Origin of the sequence: Chelativorans xinjiangensis, from assembly GCF_009812055.1 — a bacterium.
In the GTDB taxonomy this organism is placed as follows: Bacteria; Pseudomonadota; Alphaproteobacteria; order Rhizobiales; family Rhizobiaceae; genus Chelativorans; species Chelativorans xinjiangense.
In genome coordinates, this window is the sequence record NZ_WQNH01000027.1 from 1 (window position 1) to 14,090 (window position 14,090).

Sequence of the window (14,090 nt, forward strand, 5' to 3'; positions counted from 1 at the left end):
TGTCCCGACAGTCGGCCGATCACTCGGGCTTCCCGTTCTTCCCGGCTGCACCCAATTGGGGGCTTTGCCGGGCCGGACGAGAAGCCCTAGCGGCTTCTCCGCAATGCCGGCAACGCTGTCACCCAGCGCTTCCGGCACCGCCGGCCTGTCGCGGGCCCTCAGGCCTCCGGGTACCGAGCCCGAAGGGGGAGGTCTCCGCCGCTCTCCCTGATCCCCGGTCCGGACCCGGTTCCCGCGAGAGCGATGGGGAGGATTGTACGGGCAGGCTGGGCAGGGGGGCGTATTTTCCCGCGAAAAAGTTGGAGAAATTATTCCGAAGCGAAGGAAAACAATGGGTTGGTGGGGAAGAAAGAATTTTTGTCGCCACATTTTATCCCCGCGCAGGCGAGGCATCGCCGGCTGAGGTGAAGGGCGCCTGCCGCCTTTCCGACGCGCGTCATCCCCACCCGCGCGCGTCATCCCCACCCGCGCGCGCGGGTGGGGTGGGGATGGGCACGTAGTACGCGCATGTCGCCGCGGCGGGGATGACGCGCGGGTGGTGGGTTTCTTTGAAATGCTGGCGCCCCGTCGCGCCCCCCTCTGTCCTGAGCTTTGTCGAAGGGCCGGACATCTCCCCCACACGGGGGGGGGGGAGATCGGCCGTCATGACGGTTTTCGCCAATCATCTACGTCGCAGAACAGGCACCGGAGCAAACGGCCAGCGCAATCTCCCCCCGTGTGGGGGAGATGTCCGGCCCTTCGACAAAGCTCAGGACAGAGGGGGGCGCGACGGGGCGCGGGCTTGGCCGCTAACCTCGGTTACGGCTCCTCACTCCGCCGCCGCGTTCTCCCGCAACAGCCGTTCGGGCGCCCGGAGAGGAGGCGGGGGCTTTCTTGCCAAATGGCGGTGCGCGCGGCATAAGCTTGGGGGCGCCGAGAGGGTGCGGGCGGCGGTGATTGGCTGCCTGTGTGTCAAGGGCATGGCGGCATCCGGGGCGCGGATGCCGGGGCTGTCCACCATCACGTCCTGCTCATGGGGCGCGGAGAGCGCGCCGCCGACCCTGGAGGATGTGTTTGATCAAGGTTGTTGTCGCCGTTCTTGTGGCGCTTATCGGTTTTCTTCCGCCCGCGGCGGGGGCTTCCGAGCGCCTTACCATCTTTGCCGCCGCCAGCATGAAGGACGCGATGGACCGCGTGGTGCCTGCCTTTACGGCGGAAAGCGGGATCGAGGCCGTCGTTTCCCTTGCCGCGAGCTCCGTGCTGGCGCGCCAGATCGAGGCGGGGGCGCCGGCCGATGTCTATGTCTCGGCCGATATCGAGTGGATGGACTGGCTCACTGAGCGCGGACTGGTGCGCGAGGTGAGCGTCAAGAAGGTGGCGGGGAACGCGCTTGTCATCGTCTCGTCCGAGGCGGCGGCGGATAGCCGGCCGGACGCACTTCTTGCCCGTGGGCGCATTGCCATGGGCGACCCGAGCCACGTGCCGGCGGGGCGCTACGCACGGGCTGCCCTGACGCATCTCGGCCTGTGGGAAACGGTACGGGAGAGGGCCGTCTTTGCCGAGAACGTGCGCGTGGCGCTGGAGCTTGCACGGCGTGGCGAGGCGGCGGCGGCGATCGTCTACGCGTCGGACGCGAAGGCGGCGGGGCTTCCCCGCCTCTACACCTTCCCGCCAGAGAGCCATCCGCCCATCCTCTATCCCGCCGCCGCGACGGTGAAGGCGAAGCCGCAGGCGGAAGCCTTTGTCGATTTCCTGGCGGGCGATGCGGGGCAGGGGGTCTTTCGCGAACTGGGCTTTGCGCCGCCTGCTGCGAGGAAGGCGGGCGGGCGATGACGGAGACCGAGACGGCGATCATCCTCTTATCGGCTAAGGTGGCGATCGCGGCCACCTTGTGCGCGCTTCCGCCGGCTTTTGCCGTGGCGTGGCTGTTGGCGCGCCGGCGCTTTGCCGGGAAGGGGCTTTTGCAGGCGATCGTCACCCTGCCGCTGGTGCTGCCGCCGGTCGCCACCGGCTATGGGCTGCTCCTTCTCTTCGGCACGCAAGGTCCGCTCGGCCGGACCATGGAGGCCGTGTTCGGCCTCACCTTCGCCTTCCGCTGGACAGGGGCCGCGCTTGCCGCCGGCGTCATGGCCTTTCCGCTGCTCGTGCGGCCCATTCGCCTGTCGCTGGAGGCGGTCGACCGGGGGCTCGAGGAGGCGGCGGCGACGCTCGGGGCGCCGCGCGTCATCGTTTTCCTGACGGTGACGCTGCCGCTGGCATTGCCGGGGCTGCTGGCCGGCGCCGTCCTGGCATTTGCCAAGGCGCTGGGCGAGTTCGGCGCCACCATCACCTTCGTCTCCAACATCCCCGGCGAGACGCAGACGCTTTCGCTGGCGATCTACTCCCTCTTGCAGAGCCCCACCGGGGACGCCGCGGCGCTGCGCCTCATCGTCGTCTCAATCCTGTTGGCGCTCGGCGCGGTGCTTTTGTCGGAATGGGCGGGGCGGCTTATCCAGAGGGGCGGCGATGGGCGGGCTTGAGGTCGACATTGCCGGCAAGGCCGGCAGCTTCGCGGTTTCGGCGCGTTTCGAGGCCGAACCGGGCGTGACCGCGCTCTTCGGCCGCTCGGGGGCGGGCAAGAGCACGATCCTCAAGATGATCGCCGGCACGGCTAGGCCGGATGAAGGGCGCATCGTGGTGGACGGCCGCGTGCTCTTCGATGCGGCGGCCGGCATCGACCTGCCGGTGCGGGCGCGGGGCATCGGCTTCGTCTTTCAGGAGGACCGGCTGTTTCCCCATCTTTCCGTGCGGCGGAACCTCACTTATGCGCGCTGGGCGGGCCGGCGGGCGGCGGGAAGACCCTTGCCAGAGGTGGTGGCGCTTCTCGGCCTCGAAGACCATCTCGACCGCCTGCCCGGCACCCTTTCGGGCGGCGAGCGGCAGCGTGTGGCCATCGGCCGGGCGCTTCTTGCCGATCCGCGGATCCTCCTGATGGACGAGCCGCTCTCCTCGCTCGACCGGCAGCGGCGGGCGGAGATACTGCCCTATCTGGAGGCGGTCGCGGGCGAGACGCGCATCCCCGTCATCTATGTCAGCCACGAGACGGACGAGGTGGCGCGGCTTGCCGACAGGGTGGTGGCCGTGGAGGCGGGGCGCGTGCGCGCCGTCGGCTCGCCCGCCGAAATCCTCGGCGGAGAGGAGGGCGGGGAGATCGTCGCGCTTCTGGAGGGGCGGGTGACGGGCATCGACCCGCATTACGAGACGGCGACCGTGGATATCGGCGGCGCTACGGTGGAACTGCCGGCGCCCGGCCTGCCGGCGGGCGCCCGCGTGCGGCTCAGGGTGCGGGCTTCGGACGTCGCCATCGCCACCAGGCCGCATGACGGGCTTTCCATCCGCAACCAGCTTTCGTGCACGGTCGAGCGCGTGTCGGTGACGGGCTCAGTTGCCGAAGTCCTTCTTGCGCTTGGCGAACAGAGGCTCTTTTCGCGCATCACCGGCAAGTCCGCCGATACGCTCGGTCTTGCCGCCGGGCAGCGGGTGGTGGCGCTGGTCAAGGCGGTCTCGGTGGAACGGGCACGGCTGATGCGGCCGGACGAAGCGGTGGAGTAGCGCCGCCGGGCTGCCCACCTCCCCTCGTGGGGCAGGGCTATCGCATATGGAGTCTTTAGTTCGGCTTCGCCGGACCCCCACCCTCAATCCATCCCCTCAAGGGGGAGGGAAGCCGGTCGAGCACGCCATCGTCCCCCTCCCCCTTGAGGGGAGGGGTTAGGGGTGGGGGTCCGGCGAAGCCGAACAAAGACTCCATTTGCGATAACCCCCGGAGGGAGCCGCGTTGTAATATGGTAGCGGTTGTGAAAGGCGGCTCGTTTATCTATGCATTTCCCAGCCCATGGGGTATTCCTTGGCCGCGGGCTCAGGAACAATGACGAAAAGACAATTGAGGAGGAGTAGAGCCATGAAAATGCTTATAGGAGCGCTATCCGCCGTTGCGCTGACGACGCTGGCATCCAACGCCTATGCCCAGTGCGACGACGGCGAGATGGTCATCAAGTTCAGCCACGTGGTGGCCGCGAAGGGGCACCCGAAGGGCGATGCCGCCCAGCTGCTCGCAGAGCGGGTGAACGAGGAGATGAACGGCACGGCCTGCATGGAGGTCTACCCGAACTCGACGCTCTACGACGACGACAAGGTGATGGAGGCGCTGGTTCTGGGCGACGTGCAGTTGGCGGCTCCCTCGCTGTCGAAGTTCGAGGCCTACACGCTCAAGTACCGGCTGTTCGACCTGCCGTTCCTGTTCCCCACCCTCGAAGCGGTGAACGCCTTCAACGGTTCCGACCAAGGCAAGGAACTGCTCAAGGTGACCGAGGACGAGGGTTATACGGGCCTCGGCTACTGGATGTCGGGCCTGAAGCAGTTTTCGGCCAACAAGCCGCTCGTCGAGCCGAGCGACGCCAGCGGCCTGAAATTCCGCGTGCAGACCTCCGACGTTGCCGTGGCGATGATCGAGGCGATGGGCGGGTCGGCGCAGAAGCTGGCCTTCAACGAGGTCTACGGTGCGCTGCAGACCGGTGTCGTGGACGGCCAGGAAAACTCCTGGTGCAACATCTACACCCAGAAATTCTTCGAGGTGCAGGACGGCATCACCGAGACCAACCACCAGCTTCTGGCCTACCTGCTGGTGACGTCGACGGAATGGCTCGAAGGCCTTGAGCCGGAGGTGCACGACCAGTTCCTGTCGATCGCCGAGGAAGTGACGGAGGAGGCCAATGCGGCCGTCGCCGACAAGGAAGCGACCTGCCGCCAGAACATCCTCGACGCGGGAGGGGAAATCCGCGAGCTCACCCCCGAGCAGCGCGAGGAATGGGTGTCGACGATGAAACCGGTCTGGGAGCAGTTCGAGGGCGACATCGGCGCCGACCTCATCAATGCCGCCGCTTCGAACGGTTCCTGATCAAGCCAACGGCGCACCCGCTCCGGCGGGTGCGCTTCAGAGATCCGCGCAAAGAACGATAAGGCTCGAGCCTGGGGAACAGCGCGGCGATTTCCGCTCGGGAGGCTCCGATGACATTGCTATGGCCTTCGCTCGCGCTCGTCGCGCTGGTGGGCGTTCTGTTCGTCGCTGAAAGGCGTTATCCGGCCGGCGTCGGGCGCCTCGAGGAGAACGTCCTTTCCGTTCTCCTTGCTCTCATCACCTTCGTTTCCTTCACGCAGGTGGTTGCCCGCTACGGCTTTAACCGGGGCTGGGGCGGGGCGCTGGAGTTCACGCGTATCCTCTTTGCCTGGATGATCCTGTTCGGCATGAGCTACGGCGTGAAGCACGGCATCCATCTGGGCGTCGACGCCTTCGTGCGGCTGATGCCGAAGCCGCTGTTCCGGGCCGCCGCCATCTTCGGCGCCGTCTGCACGTTTCTCTATGCCTTCATCCTGCTTTACGCGGGCTGGCTCGCCTGGCTGGGCGCCGACGTTTCGACCAATTGGCGCCAGACGGGCGCCATCGGCTACTGGACCTTCATGTTCGACCGCGGCACGGGGCTCGACGACCTGCGCTATCCCTTGTGGATGCAGGAGACGTTCGGCCTGCAGGAGCGGATGCAGCGGTGGATCGCCTATCTCATGCTGCCGGTGGGGCTCGGGCTGCTCGCCTTCCGGGCGCTGGAAGGCGTCGTCGCCATCGCCACCGGCGAGCGCGATGTCATCATCGCCGGGCACGAGGCGGAGGACCTCGTCAGCGAAAACCGCGATGTGGTGAGGGACTGAGCGATGGAGCCGCTGATCCTCATGATCCTCGTCCTGACGCTGCTTTTTCTCGGCGTGCCGGTGGCGGTGTCGCTGGGGCTGTCGTCGCTGATCGTCATCGCCTTCTTCTCGAACGATTCCGTTTCGTCGGTGGCGCTGCAGCTCTTCACGGCCTCGCAGAACTATACGCTGCTTGCCATTCCCTTCTTCGTTCTCGCCTCAGCCTTCATGTCGACCGGCGGCGTGGCGCGGCGGATCATCCGTTTCGCCATCGCCTCGGTCGGCCATTTCCGGGGCGGGCTGGCGATGGCCTCGGTGCTCGCCTGCATGATGTTCGCGGCCCTTTCCGGCTCCTCGCCGGCGACGGTGGTCGCCATCGGCACCATCGCGATCGCCGGCATGCGGCAGGTGGGCTACACGAGGGACTTCTCGGCCGGCATCATCGCCAATGCCGGTACGCTCGGCATCCTCATCCCGCCGTCGATCGTCATGGTGGTCTATTCGGCGGCGACGGACGTCTCGGTGGGCCGCATGTTCCTTGCCGGCGTCGTGCCGGGCCTGGTCGCGGGGCTCATGCTGATGATCGCCATCTATATCATGGCCCGGGTGAAGGACCTGCCGGCGGAGAAGTGGAAGGGCATCCACGAGATCGTCGAGGGCGGCAAGCAGGCGGGGTGGGGCCTGTTTCTCATCATCATCATCCTCGGCGGCATCTATGGTGGTGTCTTCACACCGACGGAAGCCGCGGCCGTGGCCGCCGTCTACGCCTTTGCGGTGGCGCTTTTCGTCTACCGCGACATGGGGCCGATGAAAGGCGTTCCGTGGGTGAGGGGCGATGATCCCAGAAGCGCGCGCACCGGCTTCTCGGCGACCGTCTATGCCGTCGCCTTCTTCTTCGTTTGGATGATCCTCACCTTCTTCCTGACGGCCGATTGGGAATGGGTCAGCCTGCGCGGGCGCACGTTGGTGGGGCTGGCGCTTTCGCTCTGCGTCATGGCGGCCTATGCGGTGTGGCGCGACGAGGAGACGGACCCGCGCAACATCCCGGCCTTCATCGGCGCGAGCCTGCCGGTCTGGCGGCGCAACCTTGCGCTGATGGGCCGCAACTTCTTCAGGGCGTTCTTCAATGACGACACGCACAAGGTGATGGTGGACGCCTCGCGCACCACGGTGATGCTGATGTTCATCATCGTCAACGCGCTCCTGTTCGCCCATGTGCTGACGTCCGAACGCATTCCCCAGGCGATCACCGGGCTGATGGTGGATGCCGGCTTCACCTGGTTCACCTTCCTCATCGCCATCAACCTGCTTCTCCTGCTCGGCGGGCAGTTCATGGAGCCCTCGGGCCTGCTTTTGATCGTCGCACCCGTGGTCTTTCCCATCGCCATGGAACTGGGTGTGGACCCGGTGCATCTGGGCATCATCATGGTGGTGAACATGGAGATCGGCATGATCACGCCGCCGATCGGGCTCAATCTGTTCGTGACGTCCGGCATTACCGGCATGAGCCTGATCCAGGTGGTGCGGGCCGCGCTTCCCTTCGTGGCCGTCCTGTTCCTGTTCCTGATCCTGATCACCTACACGCCGGTACTTTCCACCTGGCTGCCCTATAGTCTGATGGGGCCGGAGATCGTGGCGCGGTGAGGGGGTGGCGCGGTTAAGATTTCGTTAACCATTTCTTAACGTTCGGGGCGCAGGCTGATGTCTTCGGATCGGCTTTCCTCCTCCCAAGCACGGTTCGAACAGGGGCGGCGCTCCTGGTGCCGCCCCTTCCGTTTGGGTGGGGTTTGGCATTCGGGCAGCCGGTTCGGCTAAACGAAACGCTGCTGCCGCTTCGCACCCCCTTTGCCGTGTCGGACATCTTCTTTCCGCGCGTCATCCCGGACAGCCTCCGCTATCGCTCCGGCTTCCGGGATGACGACGGTGACGCTGGCGCCTCCCTACCGCTCGGCCAAAAACGCACGGATGCGCTCGATGGCGCGTAGGATGTTTTCTTCCGAGTTGGCGTAGGAAAGCCTGATGTAGCCCTCGCCGAGGATGCCGAAATCCGGACCGCCGATGAGTGCCACGCCGGCTTCCTCCAGAAGGGCGGAGGCCAGCGCCTTGGCCTTCCAGCCCGTCCCGCCGATGTTGGGGAAGGCGTAGAAGGCGCCTTTCGGCGTCAGGCAGGTGATGCCGGGAAGGCCGTTCAGCCCTTCGACGACGATCCGCCGCCGCGCGTCGAAGGCGCGCATCATCTTTTCCACGTCGTCCTGCGGACCGTCGATGGCGGCGATGCCGGCATATTGCGCCGGCGCGTTGACGCAGGACCAGCAATTGACGGCGAGCTTGCGGACCTTGTCGTAAAGGTCGTTCGGCCATATGGACCAGCCGAGGCGCCAGCCGGTCATGGCCCAGGTCTTCGACCAGCCGTTGAGGACGATGAGGCGGTCGCGGATTTGCGGGAAGGTGAGGAGCGAGGTGGCCTCCTCGCCGTCATAGGTCATGACGTCGTAGATCTCGTCGGAGAGGATGGCGACATGCGGATGCGCCTCGAGCCTCTTCACCAGCTTTGCGATCTCTTCGCGCGGGGTCACGCCGCCGGTGGGGTTGGCGGGCGAGTTGAGGATCAGGAGGCGGGTCTTCGGGGTGATGAGCGACAGCGTCTCCTCGGCGGAGAAGGCGAAGCCGTTCTCCTCGCGGATGGGCACCGGCACGGGCGTTGCGCCGGTGAACTCGATCATCGAGCGGTAGATGGGGAAGCCCGGATCGGGATAGAGGATTTCCGCGCCCGGCTCGCCGAACATGACGATGGCGGCGTACATGGTGGGCTTGCCGCCGGGCAGGATCATCACATTGTCGGGCGAGATCTCGACGCCGGTGGTCATGAGCGTGCGGCGGACCACCGCCTCGCGGGCGGGGAGGATGCCGGTGGCCGGCGTATAGCCGTGGTGGCCGTCGCGCAGTGCCTTCACCGCCGCCTCGACAATGTGCTCCGGCGTGCGGAAATCGGGCTGGCCGATGCCGAGATTGATGATATCGCGCCCCTGATGGGCGAGTTCCGTCGCCCGCGCGAGAACGGCGAAGGCGTTTTCCTCGCCGATGCGGTCGAAGGCGGGCACTGTTTGGAGCATTTCAGGACGTCCATCTGGTTCTGTTATGGTGCGGCGCTTTTGTGAAGCTTCGCGCGGGAAACGTCAATTGAAGGAGAGGGCGGTGGTGAAGGAGACGGCGGTGGGCGACCTGAAACACTGGACCGCGAGACCGGCGCCCGCCCGCGCGCCGCTTGCGGGGCGTTATGTACGGCTGGAGCCGCTGGAGCCGGCGCGCCACGGCGACGGGCTCTTTACCGCTTCGAGCGTGGCCGACGCCGAAGAGCGCTTCCGCTGGCTGGGCAATCTCCACCCTCCCAGAAGCCGGGCCGAATTCCAGCCGTGGCTGGAGGAAGCGGCGGCGAGCCGCGATCCGCTGTTCTTCGCCGTCATCGACAAGGCGACGGGCGCAATTGGCGGGCGGCAGGCCTTCATGCGCATCGACGCCGCCAACGGCGTGGCGGAGATCGGCAATATCTATTGGGGGCCGACGATCGCCCGGACGCGCCTGGCGACGGAGGCGCTTTATCTCTTCGCCCGCCACATCTTCGACGATCTCGGCTACCGCCGGTTCGAGTGGAAGTGCAACGACCGCAACGAGGGCTCGAAGCGCGCCGCACTGCGCTTCGGCTTCCGCTTCGAGGGAATTTTCCGCCAGCATATGGTGGTCAAGGGCGAAAACCGCGACACGGCGTGGTATGCCATGCTCGACCATGAATGGCCGACGATGAGGGCGGCGCTGGAAGCCTGGCTGGCGCCGGAGAATTTCGACGGTGACGGGCGCCAGGCAAGGCGGCTCGAGACGATCAGGGAGACGATGGGTGCGGGGACGGTTTGAGGGAAGACGAACGGCGAAGCTTGATGCGGGCGGCGCGCCGTCATGAAGGAGAACCGCGAAGCCATCATCGCCGCGGCCGTTATTCTTGTAGGGTTCGGCCTTGCCGCCTTCTTCCTGCCGCGTGTGATGATCGCCGTCGGTGACATTTCGACGGTGGCTGCCGTGGTGGTGGCGATCCTTTTCGTGGCAGGATTCTTCCTGATTTTCTGGCTGCGGGCGCGTAGCCAGAGGCGGAAGGGGAAGTGAGGGGGGCGCGAAGGGGCGCTCAGCTGACCGGAAAGCAATGCTGCTACGCCGCCAGGCTCGCCGCCAAGAGCGTGAGGCCGAGGAGCAGCACGAGGGCGGCGCCGGCGATTTCGATGCCTGTGTGGATGCGGGCGCTCCAGGTGCCGCCTCCGGCGACCGCAACCGCCCAGTTCTTGGCCGTCACGGCGAGCGTCGCCAGGATGGAGACGGTGATGGCCGTGCCCAGCGCCATGGCGAAGACGGAGACGATGCCGCCCAGCCAGAGCGCGTTGAGGAAGGAGAAGGTGAGGACGATCAAGGCGCCGGAGCAGGGCCGCAGGCCCACCGCCGCTACCGCCGACCAGCCCGTCTTCCAATCGAGGCGGTCGCCGGCAAGACGTGTGGGATCGGGCGCATGGGCGTGGCCGCAGGAGGGGCAGACCTCGCCCGGCGCGTGATGGTGGTCGTGGTCCTCGTGGTGGTGGTGATGCCCGTCCTCGTGCGGGTGGTGGTGATGGTCGCCTCCCGCATGGGCGGCCGACAGGCTGTGCATGGGCTGCGACGGTCCCTCACGCGCGGTGAGCTGGCGCAGCTTGCGCCACAGGAGCCAGGCGCCGAAGGCGGCGATGAGGGCGAAGCTGGCGCTTTCGAGGAACCATGTCGCGTTGGTCATGGAGACGGCGGTGCCGCGCAGCGCCAGAAAGACCGCCGCCATCAAGAGGATCGCCGTGACCGCCTGCAACATGGCGGCGGCGAAGGAGAGCGCGACGCCGCGCCTCAGCGCCACTTCGTTGGCGACCATGTATGAGGAGATGACTGCCTTGCCGTGGCCGGGGCCGGCGGCGTGGAAGACGCCGTAGGCGAAGGAGAGGCCGACGAGCATCCAGACCTGCGAGCCGTCCTCGCGCATCGCCTTCAATGCGCCCGTCAGTGCCCGGTAGAAGGCCTGCTGCTGGACGTTGACCCATTGCAGGAGGCCGGCCAGGGGGCCGCTGGGAGCCATCGACGGTTCGGCCGCGCCGATGCCCAGTGAGCTCTGGGCATGGGCGGCGGGGAGGAGGATGAGCAGCGTCGCCGCTGCAATGAGCGCGAGTTTTGTCGAATTGCTGAAGCCGGGTAAGAGCGGCGCCCTTTCGCGCCCCCCTCTGTCCTGCCGGACATCTCCCCCACGAGGGGGGAGATCAGGCTTCGCCACTGTTTTCGCCAATCGCAAGCGTTGCAGGACAGGTGTCGGAGCAAGCGGCCGGCGTAATCTCCCCCCTCGTGAGGGAGATGTCCGGCAGGACAGAGGGGGGCGCGAAAGGGCGCAGTCTTCACTCATTTTATCCATTGGCGCTGCACTGGATCTCGAGCTTGGTTGCGAAGATCTTGCTGAGGTCGTTGCCGCCCGGTTCGTTGAAGAAGGCGTCCGTGAGCGTTTGCTGGTTCTGGGCGATGGCTTCGTCGGGGTCGGGGCGGATTACCTCGCGGCTACAGCCTTGCGGCAGGTTCTCCACCGCCATGTAGCTGTCCTCGGTGAAGTCGATGGCGGTGTAGAAGGTCGGGTCGTAGACGCCGAAATCCAACTTGCCTTGAAGCTCCAGAGGCTCCTTCGGCCGCGATTCGAAGAGGATGATGAGCTGGTTGTCGGTGAAGTCGGCGATGAGCTTTTCCGGCGGTTCCATGGCCACGTCGCGGCCGTCGGCAGTGACGATCTGGAAATAGTCGAACTCGGCGAGCGATTCGTGGACGACATTCGCGACCTCCTGCAGCTCGTCGGCGTCGAGCTCAAGGTCCTGGTTCTGGTCGAACTCGACGAGCACGGTGCTGGAGAAGAGATCGTCGAAGCGCCAGACGTGGCGCAGCGCCTCAACCTGGCTGTCCTTGGAGACGGCGACATCCAGCCGAGCCTCGGCGAAGACGTGAGGGTGCGCCAGCGACGGAGCGCTCGCGGCGGACAGAACGGCGACCGTCCCCATCGCCGTTGCTGTTCTCTTCCAAGAGTGCATGCGCTGCTGTCCCCATCGGTATCGTGAGAGAGGTGCGTTATCTATCACGAAGCCGGCGAAAATGGGACATCACAAACGATCTTCAGCGCTGCAATTCTCCTTCAGCCACTGGGCCAGGAAATCGACCAGGGCGCGCACCTTCGCCGGCAGGTAGCGGCGGTGGGGATAGACGGCGAAGATGCCGGCGCCGTCGGTGATGTGCTCCTCGAGGACGGTGACGAGCCGGCCGGCGGCGACCTCCGGCGCGGCGATGAAATCCGGCTGGAAGGCGAAGCCGAGCCCGGCCACCGCCGCCGCGCGCACGGTCAGCGGGCTGTTGACCTCGATGCGCGGCGACACGGGAACGGTGAACGCCGTGCCGTCGGCTTCGCGGAACGGCCAATTGTGGCGGTGGCGGCTGTTGGTGTCGACGATGCAGGGCAAGGTTGCCAAGTCGCGCGGATGCTTTGGCCGGCCCACCTTCTCGACGAGCGCCGGCGATGCGCAGAGGGGGACGCTGAAGGGCGCCAGGCGCCGGGCGATCAGCGAGGAATCGTCGAGCTTGGTGATGCGGATGGCGAGGTCGAAGCCTTCCTCCACCAGGTCGACGAAGCGGTCGTCGAGCTGGATGTCGAGTACGATATCGGGATGGGAGGCGGCGAACTCGATCAGCGAGCGGCCGATCGGCGCGTCGGCAAAGGTGCGCGACGCCGACAGCTTGATACGGCCCTTGATGTCGCCGGAGGTCTCGCGGACGGCCTCCGAGAGGCTGTCGATCTCGCGCACGATCTCGACCGCCCGCTGGTAATAGGTGTGGCCGGTCTCCGTCAGCGAGAACTGCCGCGTGGTGCGGTTCAGGAGCAGGGCGCCCAATTCGTCCTCCAGCTCGCGCACATATTTCGACAGAAGCGCCTTGGAGCGGCCGACCTTGCGGGCGGCGGCGGAAAAGCCTTCCGCCTCGACCACGTCGATGAAGGCGCGCATGCGGGTGAGCGTGTCCATGAAGCTCTCCCGCCTAAGAAAGGATGCTTGCGGCGAGACGGATCAACTGGCGGTCGCTGCCGGCGGGGCCGAGGAGGGATATGCCGAAGGGCGCGTCGTGCACCTTGCCCAGGGGAATAGTGATCTGCGGCCAGGCGAGCAGGCCAGCGACCGATGTCAGCGTCAGCGCCTTGGCACGATAGGTCTCCAGCTCGGCCTGGGTGGCGATCTTCAGGGGCGGCGCGGAAGGCTGCGTCGGCATGACCACCACCATGTTCGGGTCCATGAGGGCGGCGAAATCGGCCTGGAAATCGCGCTGGCGCCGGCGCGCCGCCTCCACCGTCTCCGTGCTTATGGAGCGGGCGTAGGCGAAGCGCTCCTTCACGCCGGGGCCGAGGTCGCGGTCCTTCTTCTTGAGGAAGGGCCCGTGCACCTGCCAAGCTTCGTATGCCTGGATTTCCCTGAAGCGCTCGAAGAGCTCGTCCGGCTCGCCGGGCAGCGCCATGAAGCTCGGTTCGCGCCCGAAGCGGTCGAGGACACGGCCGAGCATGGCGCCGTAGGCCGCGCGTTCCTCCTGTCCGAATAAAAGCGCCTCCAACTCGGCGATGCGCACCGGGCGGCGGAGCGTCTCGCCATGCGTATCCTCGCCCAGAAGCACTTCGCCCACTGCCGTATAGGCGGCGGCGTCGCGGGCGAACCAGCCGAAGGTGTCGAAGGAAGGGGCGAGCGGCATGGCGCCTTGCATCGAAATGCGGCCATGGGTGGTGCGCAGGCCGATGAGGCCGCAGAAGGAGGCGGGGGCGCGGATGGAGCCGTTGGTGTCGGAGCCTATGGCGATATCGGCGAGCCCGCCGGCCACCGCCGCTGCCGAGCCGGAGGAGGAGCCGCCGGTGACCCTTTCGCGCGCCCGCGGGTTCACCGGCGGGGGGAAATGGGCGTTCATGCCGATCATGGAGTAGGTGAGCTCGTCCGTCTGCGTCTTGCCGGCGAAGCGGGCGCCGGCGTCGAGCAGCGCCTGGATAGCGGGGGCCGTGGCCTCGGCATTGCCGCTTTCGGCCTCCTTCTGCGGGTTGCCGCCGCCGGTCGGATAACCGGCCACATCGTAGATATCCTTGACGGCGAGGGTGAGGCCCATGAGGGGGCCGTCCGGGGCCGAGGGCACGGGGGTCTCGGGATAGTCCAGAAACGCGTTCAGGGGGTCCCGTGTCGCCGTCATTTTCGCTCCTCGTGGCACTTCGGGCCGACAATCGGCGCTCGGTCGATTTTTTTCAAGCTCATGCAGATTTTTCATTGATTGTGACAGACAGGGCG

General features: G+C 66.5%; 13 protein-coding genes. 8 read left to right on the forward strand and 5 right to left on the reverse strand.

Annotated elements, in window-relative coordinates; all coding sequences use genetic code 11:
- Positions 1-1,053: 1,053 nt before the first annotated feature.
- The 6 genes from modA to GM910_RS16310 all read left to right on the forward strand — a co-directional run bounded on the left by modA (position 1,054) and on the right by GM910_RS16310 (position 7,341).
- Positions 1,054-1,812, forward strand: a complete 759-nt coding sequence (gene modA / locus GM910_RS16285) for a molybdate ABC transporter substrate-binding protein (protein ID WP_246226187.1) — start codon at positions 1,054-1,056, stop codon at positions 1,810-1,812.
- Positions 1,809-2,498 (forward strand): molybdate ABC transporter permease subunit, encoded by a 690-nt coding sequence (gene modB / locus GM910_RS16290; protein WP_159589065.1) that lies wholly within the window; start codon positions 1,809-1,811, stop codon positions 2,496-2,498. The genes modA and modB overlap by 4 nt, the downstream gene beginning before the upstream one ends.
- On the forward strand, positions 2,485-3,570 hold the full coding sequence (gene modC / locus GM910_RS16295) for a molybdenum ABC transporter ATP-binding protein (RefSeq protein ID WP_159589067.1): 1,086 nt from the start codon (positions 2,485-2,487) through the stop codon (positions 3,568-3,570). The genes modB and modC overlap by 14 nt, the downstream gene beginning before the upstream one ends.
- 346 nt (positions 3,571-3,916) lie before the next feature.
- Positions 3,917-4,912 (forward strand): DctP family TRAP transporter solute-binding subunit, encoded by a 996-nt coding sequence (locus tag GM910_RS16300; protein WP_159589069.1) that lies wholly within the window; start codon positions 3,917-3,919, stop codon positions 4,910-4,912.
- A 110-nt stretch (positions 4,913-5,022) separates the two neighbouring features.
- Complete coding sequence (locus tag GM910_RS16305) at positions 5,023-5,718, forward strand: TRAP transporter small permease (RefSeq protein WP_159589071.1); 696 nt, start codon at positions 5,023-5,025, stop codon at positions 5,716-5,718.
- Between the two features lie 3 nt (positions 5,719-5,721).
- Entirely contained in the window at positions 5,722-7,341 is a 1,620-nt protein-coding gene (locus GM910_RS16310; RefSeq protein WP_159589073.1) for a TRAP transporter large permease, read from the forward strand.
- A 296-nt stretch (positions 7,342-7,637) separates the two neighbouring features.
- Here GM910_RS16310 and GM910_RS16315 read toward each other — a convergent pair whose 3' ends face one another.
- Positions 7,638-8,810: a pyridoxal phosphate-dependent aminotransferase gene (locus GM910_RS16315; protein WP_159589075.1), complete on the reverse strand. Its 1,173-nt coding sequence runs from the start codon at positions 8,808-8,810 to the stop codon at positions 7,638-7,640.
- A 67-nt stretch (positions 8,811-8,877) separates the two neighbouring features.
- On the opposite strand from GM910_RS16315, the gene GM910_RS16320 reads away from it, so the two are divergent.
- Together GM910_RS16320 and GM910_RS16325 are read left to right on the forward strand one after the other, a co-directional pair.
- Entirely contained in the window at positions 8,878-9,606 is a 729-nt protein-coding gene (locus GM910_RS16320) for a GNAT family N-acetyltransferase (RefSeq protein ID WP_246226188.1), read from the forward strand.
- A 42-nt stretch (positions 9,607-9,648) separates the two neighbouring features.
- Positions 9,649-9,852, forward strand: coding sequence for a hypothetical protein (locus GM910_RS16325; protein ID WP_159589079.1), 204 nt, complete (start codon positions 9,649-9,651; stop codon positions 9,850-9,852).
- Between the two features lie 43 nt (positions 9,853-9,895).
- Here GM910_RS16325 and GM910_RS16330 read toward each other — a convergent pair whose 3' ends face one another.
- From GM910_RS16330 to GM910_RS16345, 4 genes are all read right to left on the reverse strand, one after another.
- Complete coding sequence (locus tag GM910_RS16330) at positions 9,896-10,915, reverse strand: nickel/cobalt transporter (protein ID WP_484482036.1); 1,020 nt, start codon at positions 10,913-10,915, stop codon at positions 9,896-9,898.
- 238 nt (positions 10,916-11,153) lie between these two features.
- Positions 11,154-11,819, reverse strand: coding sequence for a DUF1007 family protein (locus GM910_RS16335; protein ID WP_159589081.1), 666 nt, complete (start codon positions 11,817-11,819; stop codon positions 11,154-11,156).
- Between the two features lie 69 nt (positions 11,820-11,888).
- Positions 11,889-12,800, reverse strand: coding sequence for a LysR family transcriptional regulator (locus tag GM910_RS16340; protein ID WP_159589083.1), 912 nt, complete (start codon positions 12,798-12,800; stop codon positions 11,889-11,891).
- A gap of 13 nt (positions 12,801-12,813) precedes the next feature.
- Positions 12,814-13,995, reverse strand: coding sequence for an amidase (locus GM910_RS16345; protein ID WP_159589085.1), 1,182 nt, complete (start codon positions 13,993-13,995; stop codon positions 12,814-12,816).
- Positions 13,996-14,090 lie beyond the last annotated feature (95 nt).

Bases quoted from the DNA above. Each gene is read 5' to 3' on its own strand.
- GM910_RS16305 (WP_159589071.1), top strand. From the start codon at position 5,023: ATGACATTGCTATGGCCTTCGCTCGCGCTCGTCGCGCTGGTGGGCGTT.
- GM910_RS16345 (WP_159589085.1), bottom strand. From the start codon at position 13,995: ATGACGGCGACACGGGACCCCCTGAACGCGTTTCTGGACTATCCCGAG.
- modC (WP_159589067.1), top strand. From the start codon at position 2,485: ATGGGCGGGCTTGAGGTCGACATTGCCGGCAAGGCCGGCAGCTTCGCG.
- GM910_RS16325 (WP_159589079.1), top strand. From the start codon at position 9,649: ATGAAGGAGAACCGCGAAGCCATCATCGCCGCGGCCGTTATTCTTGTA.
- GM910_RS16310 (WP_159589073.1), top strand. From the start codon at position 5,722: ATGGAGCCGCTGATCCTCATGATCCTCGTCCTGACGCTGCTTTTTCTC.
- GM910_RS16340 (WP_159589083.1), bottom strand. From the start codon at position 12,800: ATGGACACGCTCACCCGCATGCGCGCCTTCATCGACGTGGTCGAGGCG.
- modB (WP_159589065.1), top strand. From the start codon at position 1,809: ATGACGGAGACCGAGACGGCGATCATCCTCTTATCGGCTAAGGTGGCG.
- GM910_RS16300 (WP_159589069.1), top strand. From the start codon at position 3,917: ATGAAAATGCTTATAGGAGCGCTATCCGCCGTTGCGCTGACGACGCTG.
- GM910_RS16315 (WP_159589075.1), bottom strand. From the start codon at position 8,810: ATGCTCCAAACAGTGCCCGCCTTCGACCGCATCGGCGAGGAAAACGCC.
- GM910_RS16335 (WP_159589081.1), bottom strand. From the start codon at position 11,819: ATGCACTCTTGGAAGAGAACAGCAACGGCGATGGGGACGGTCGCCGTT.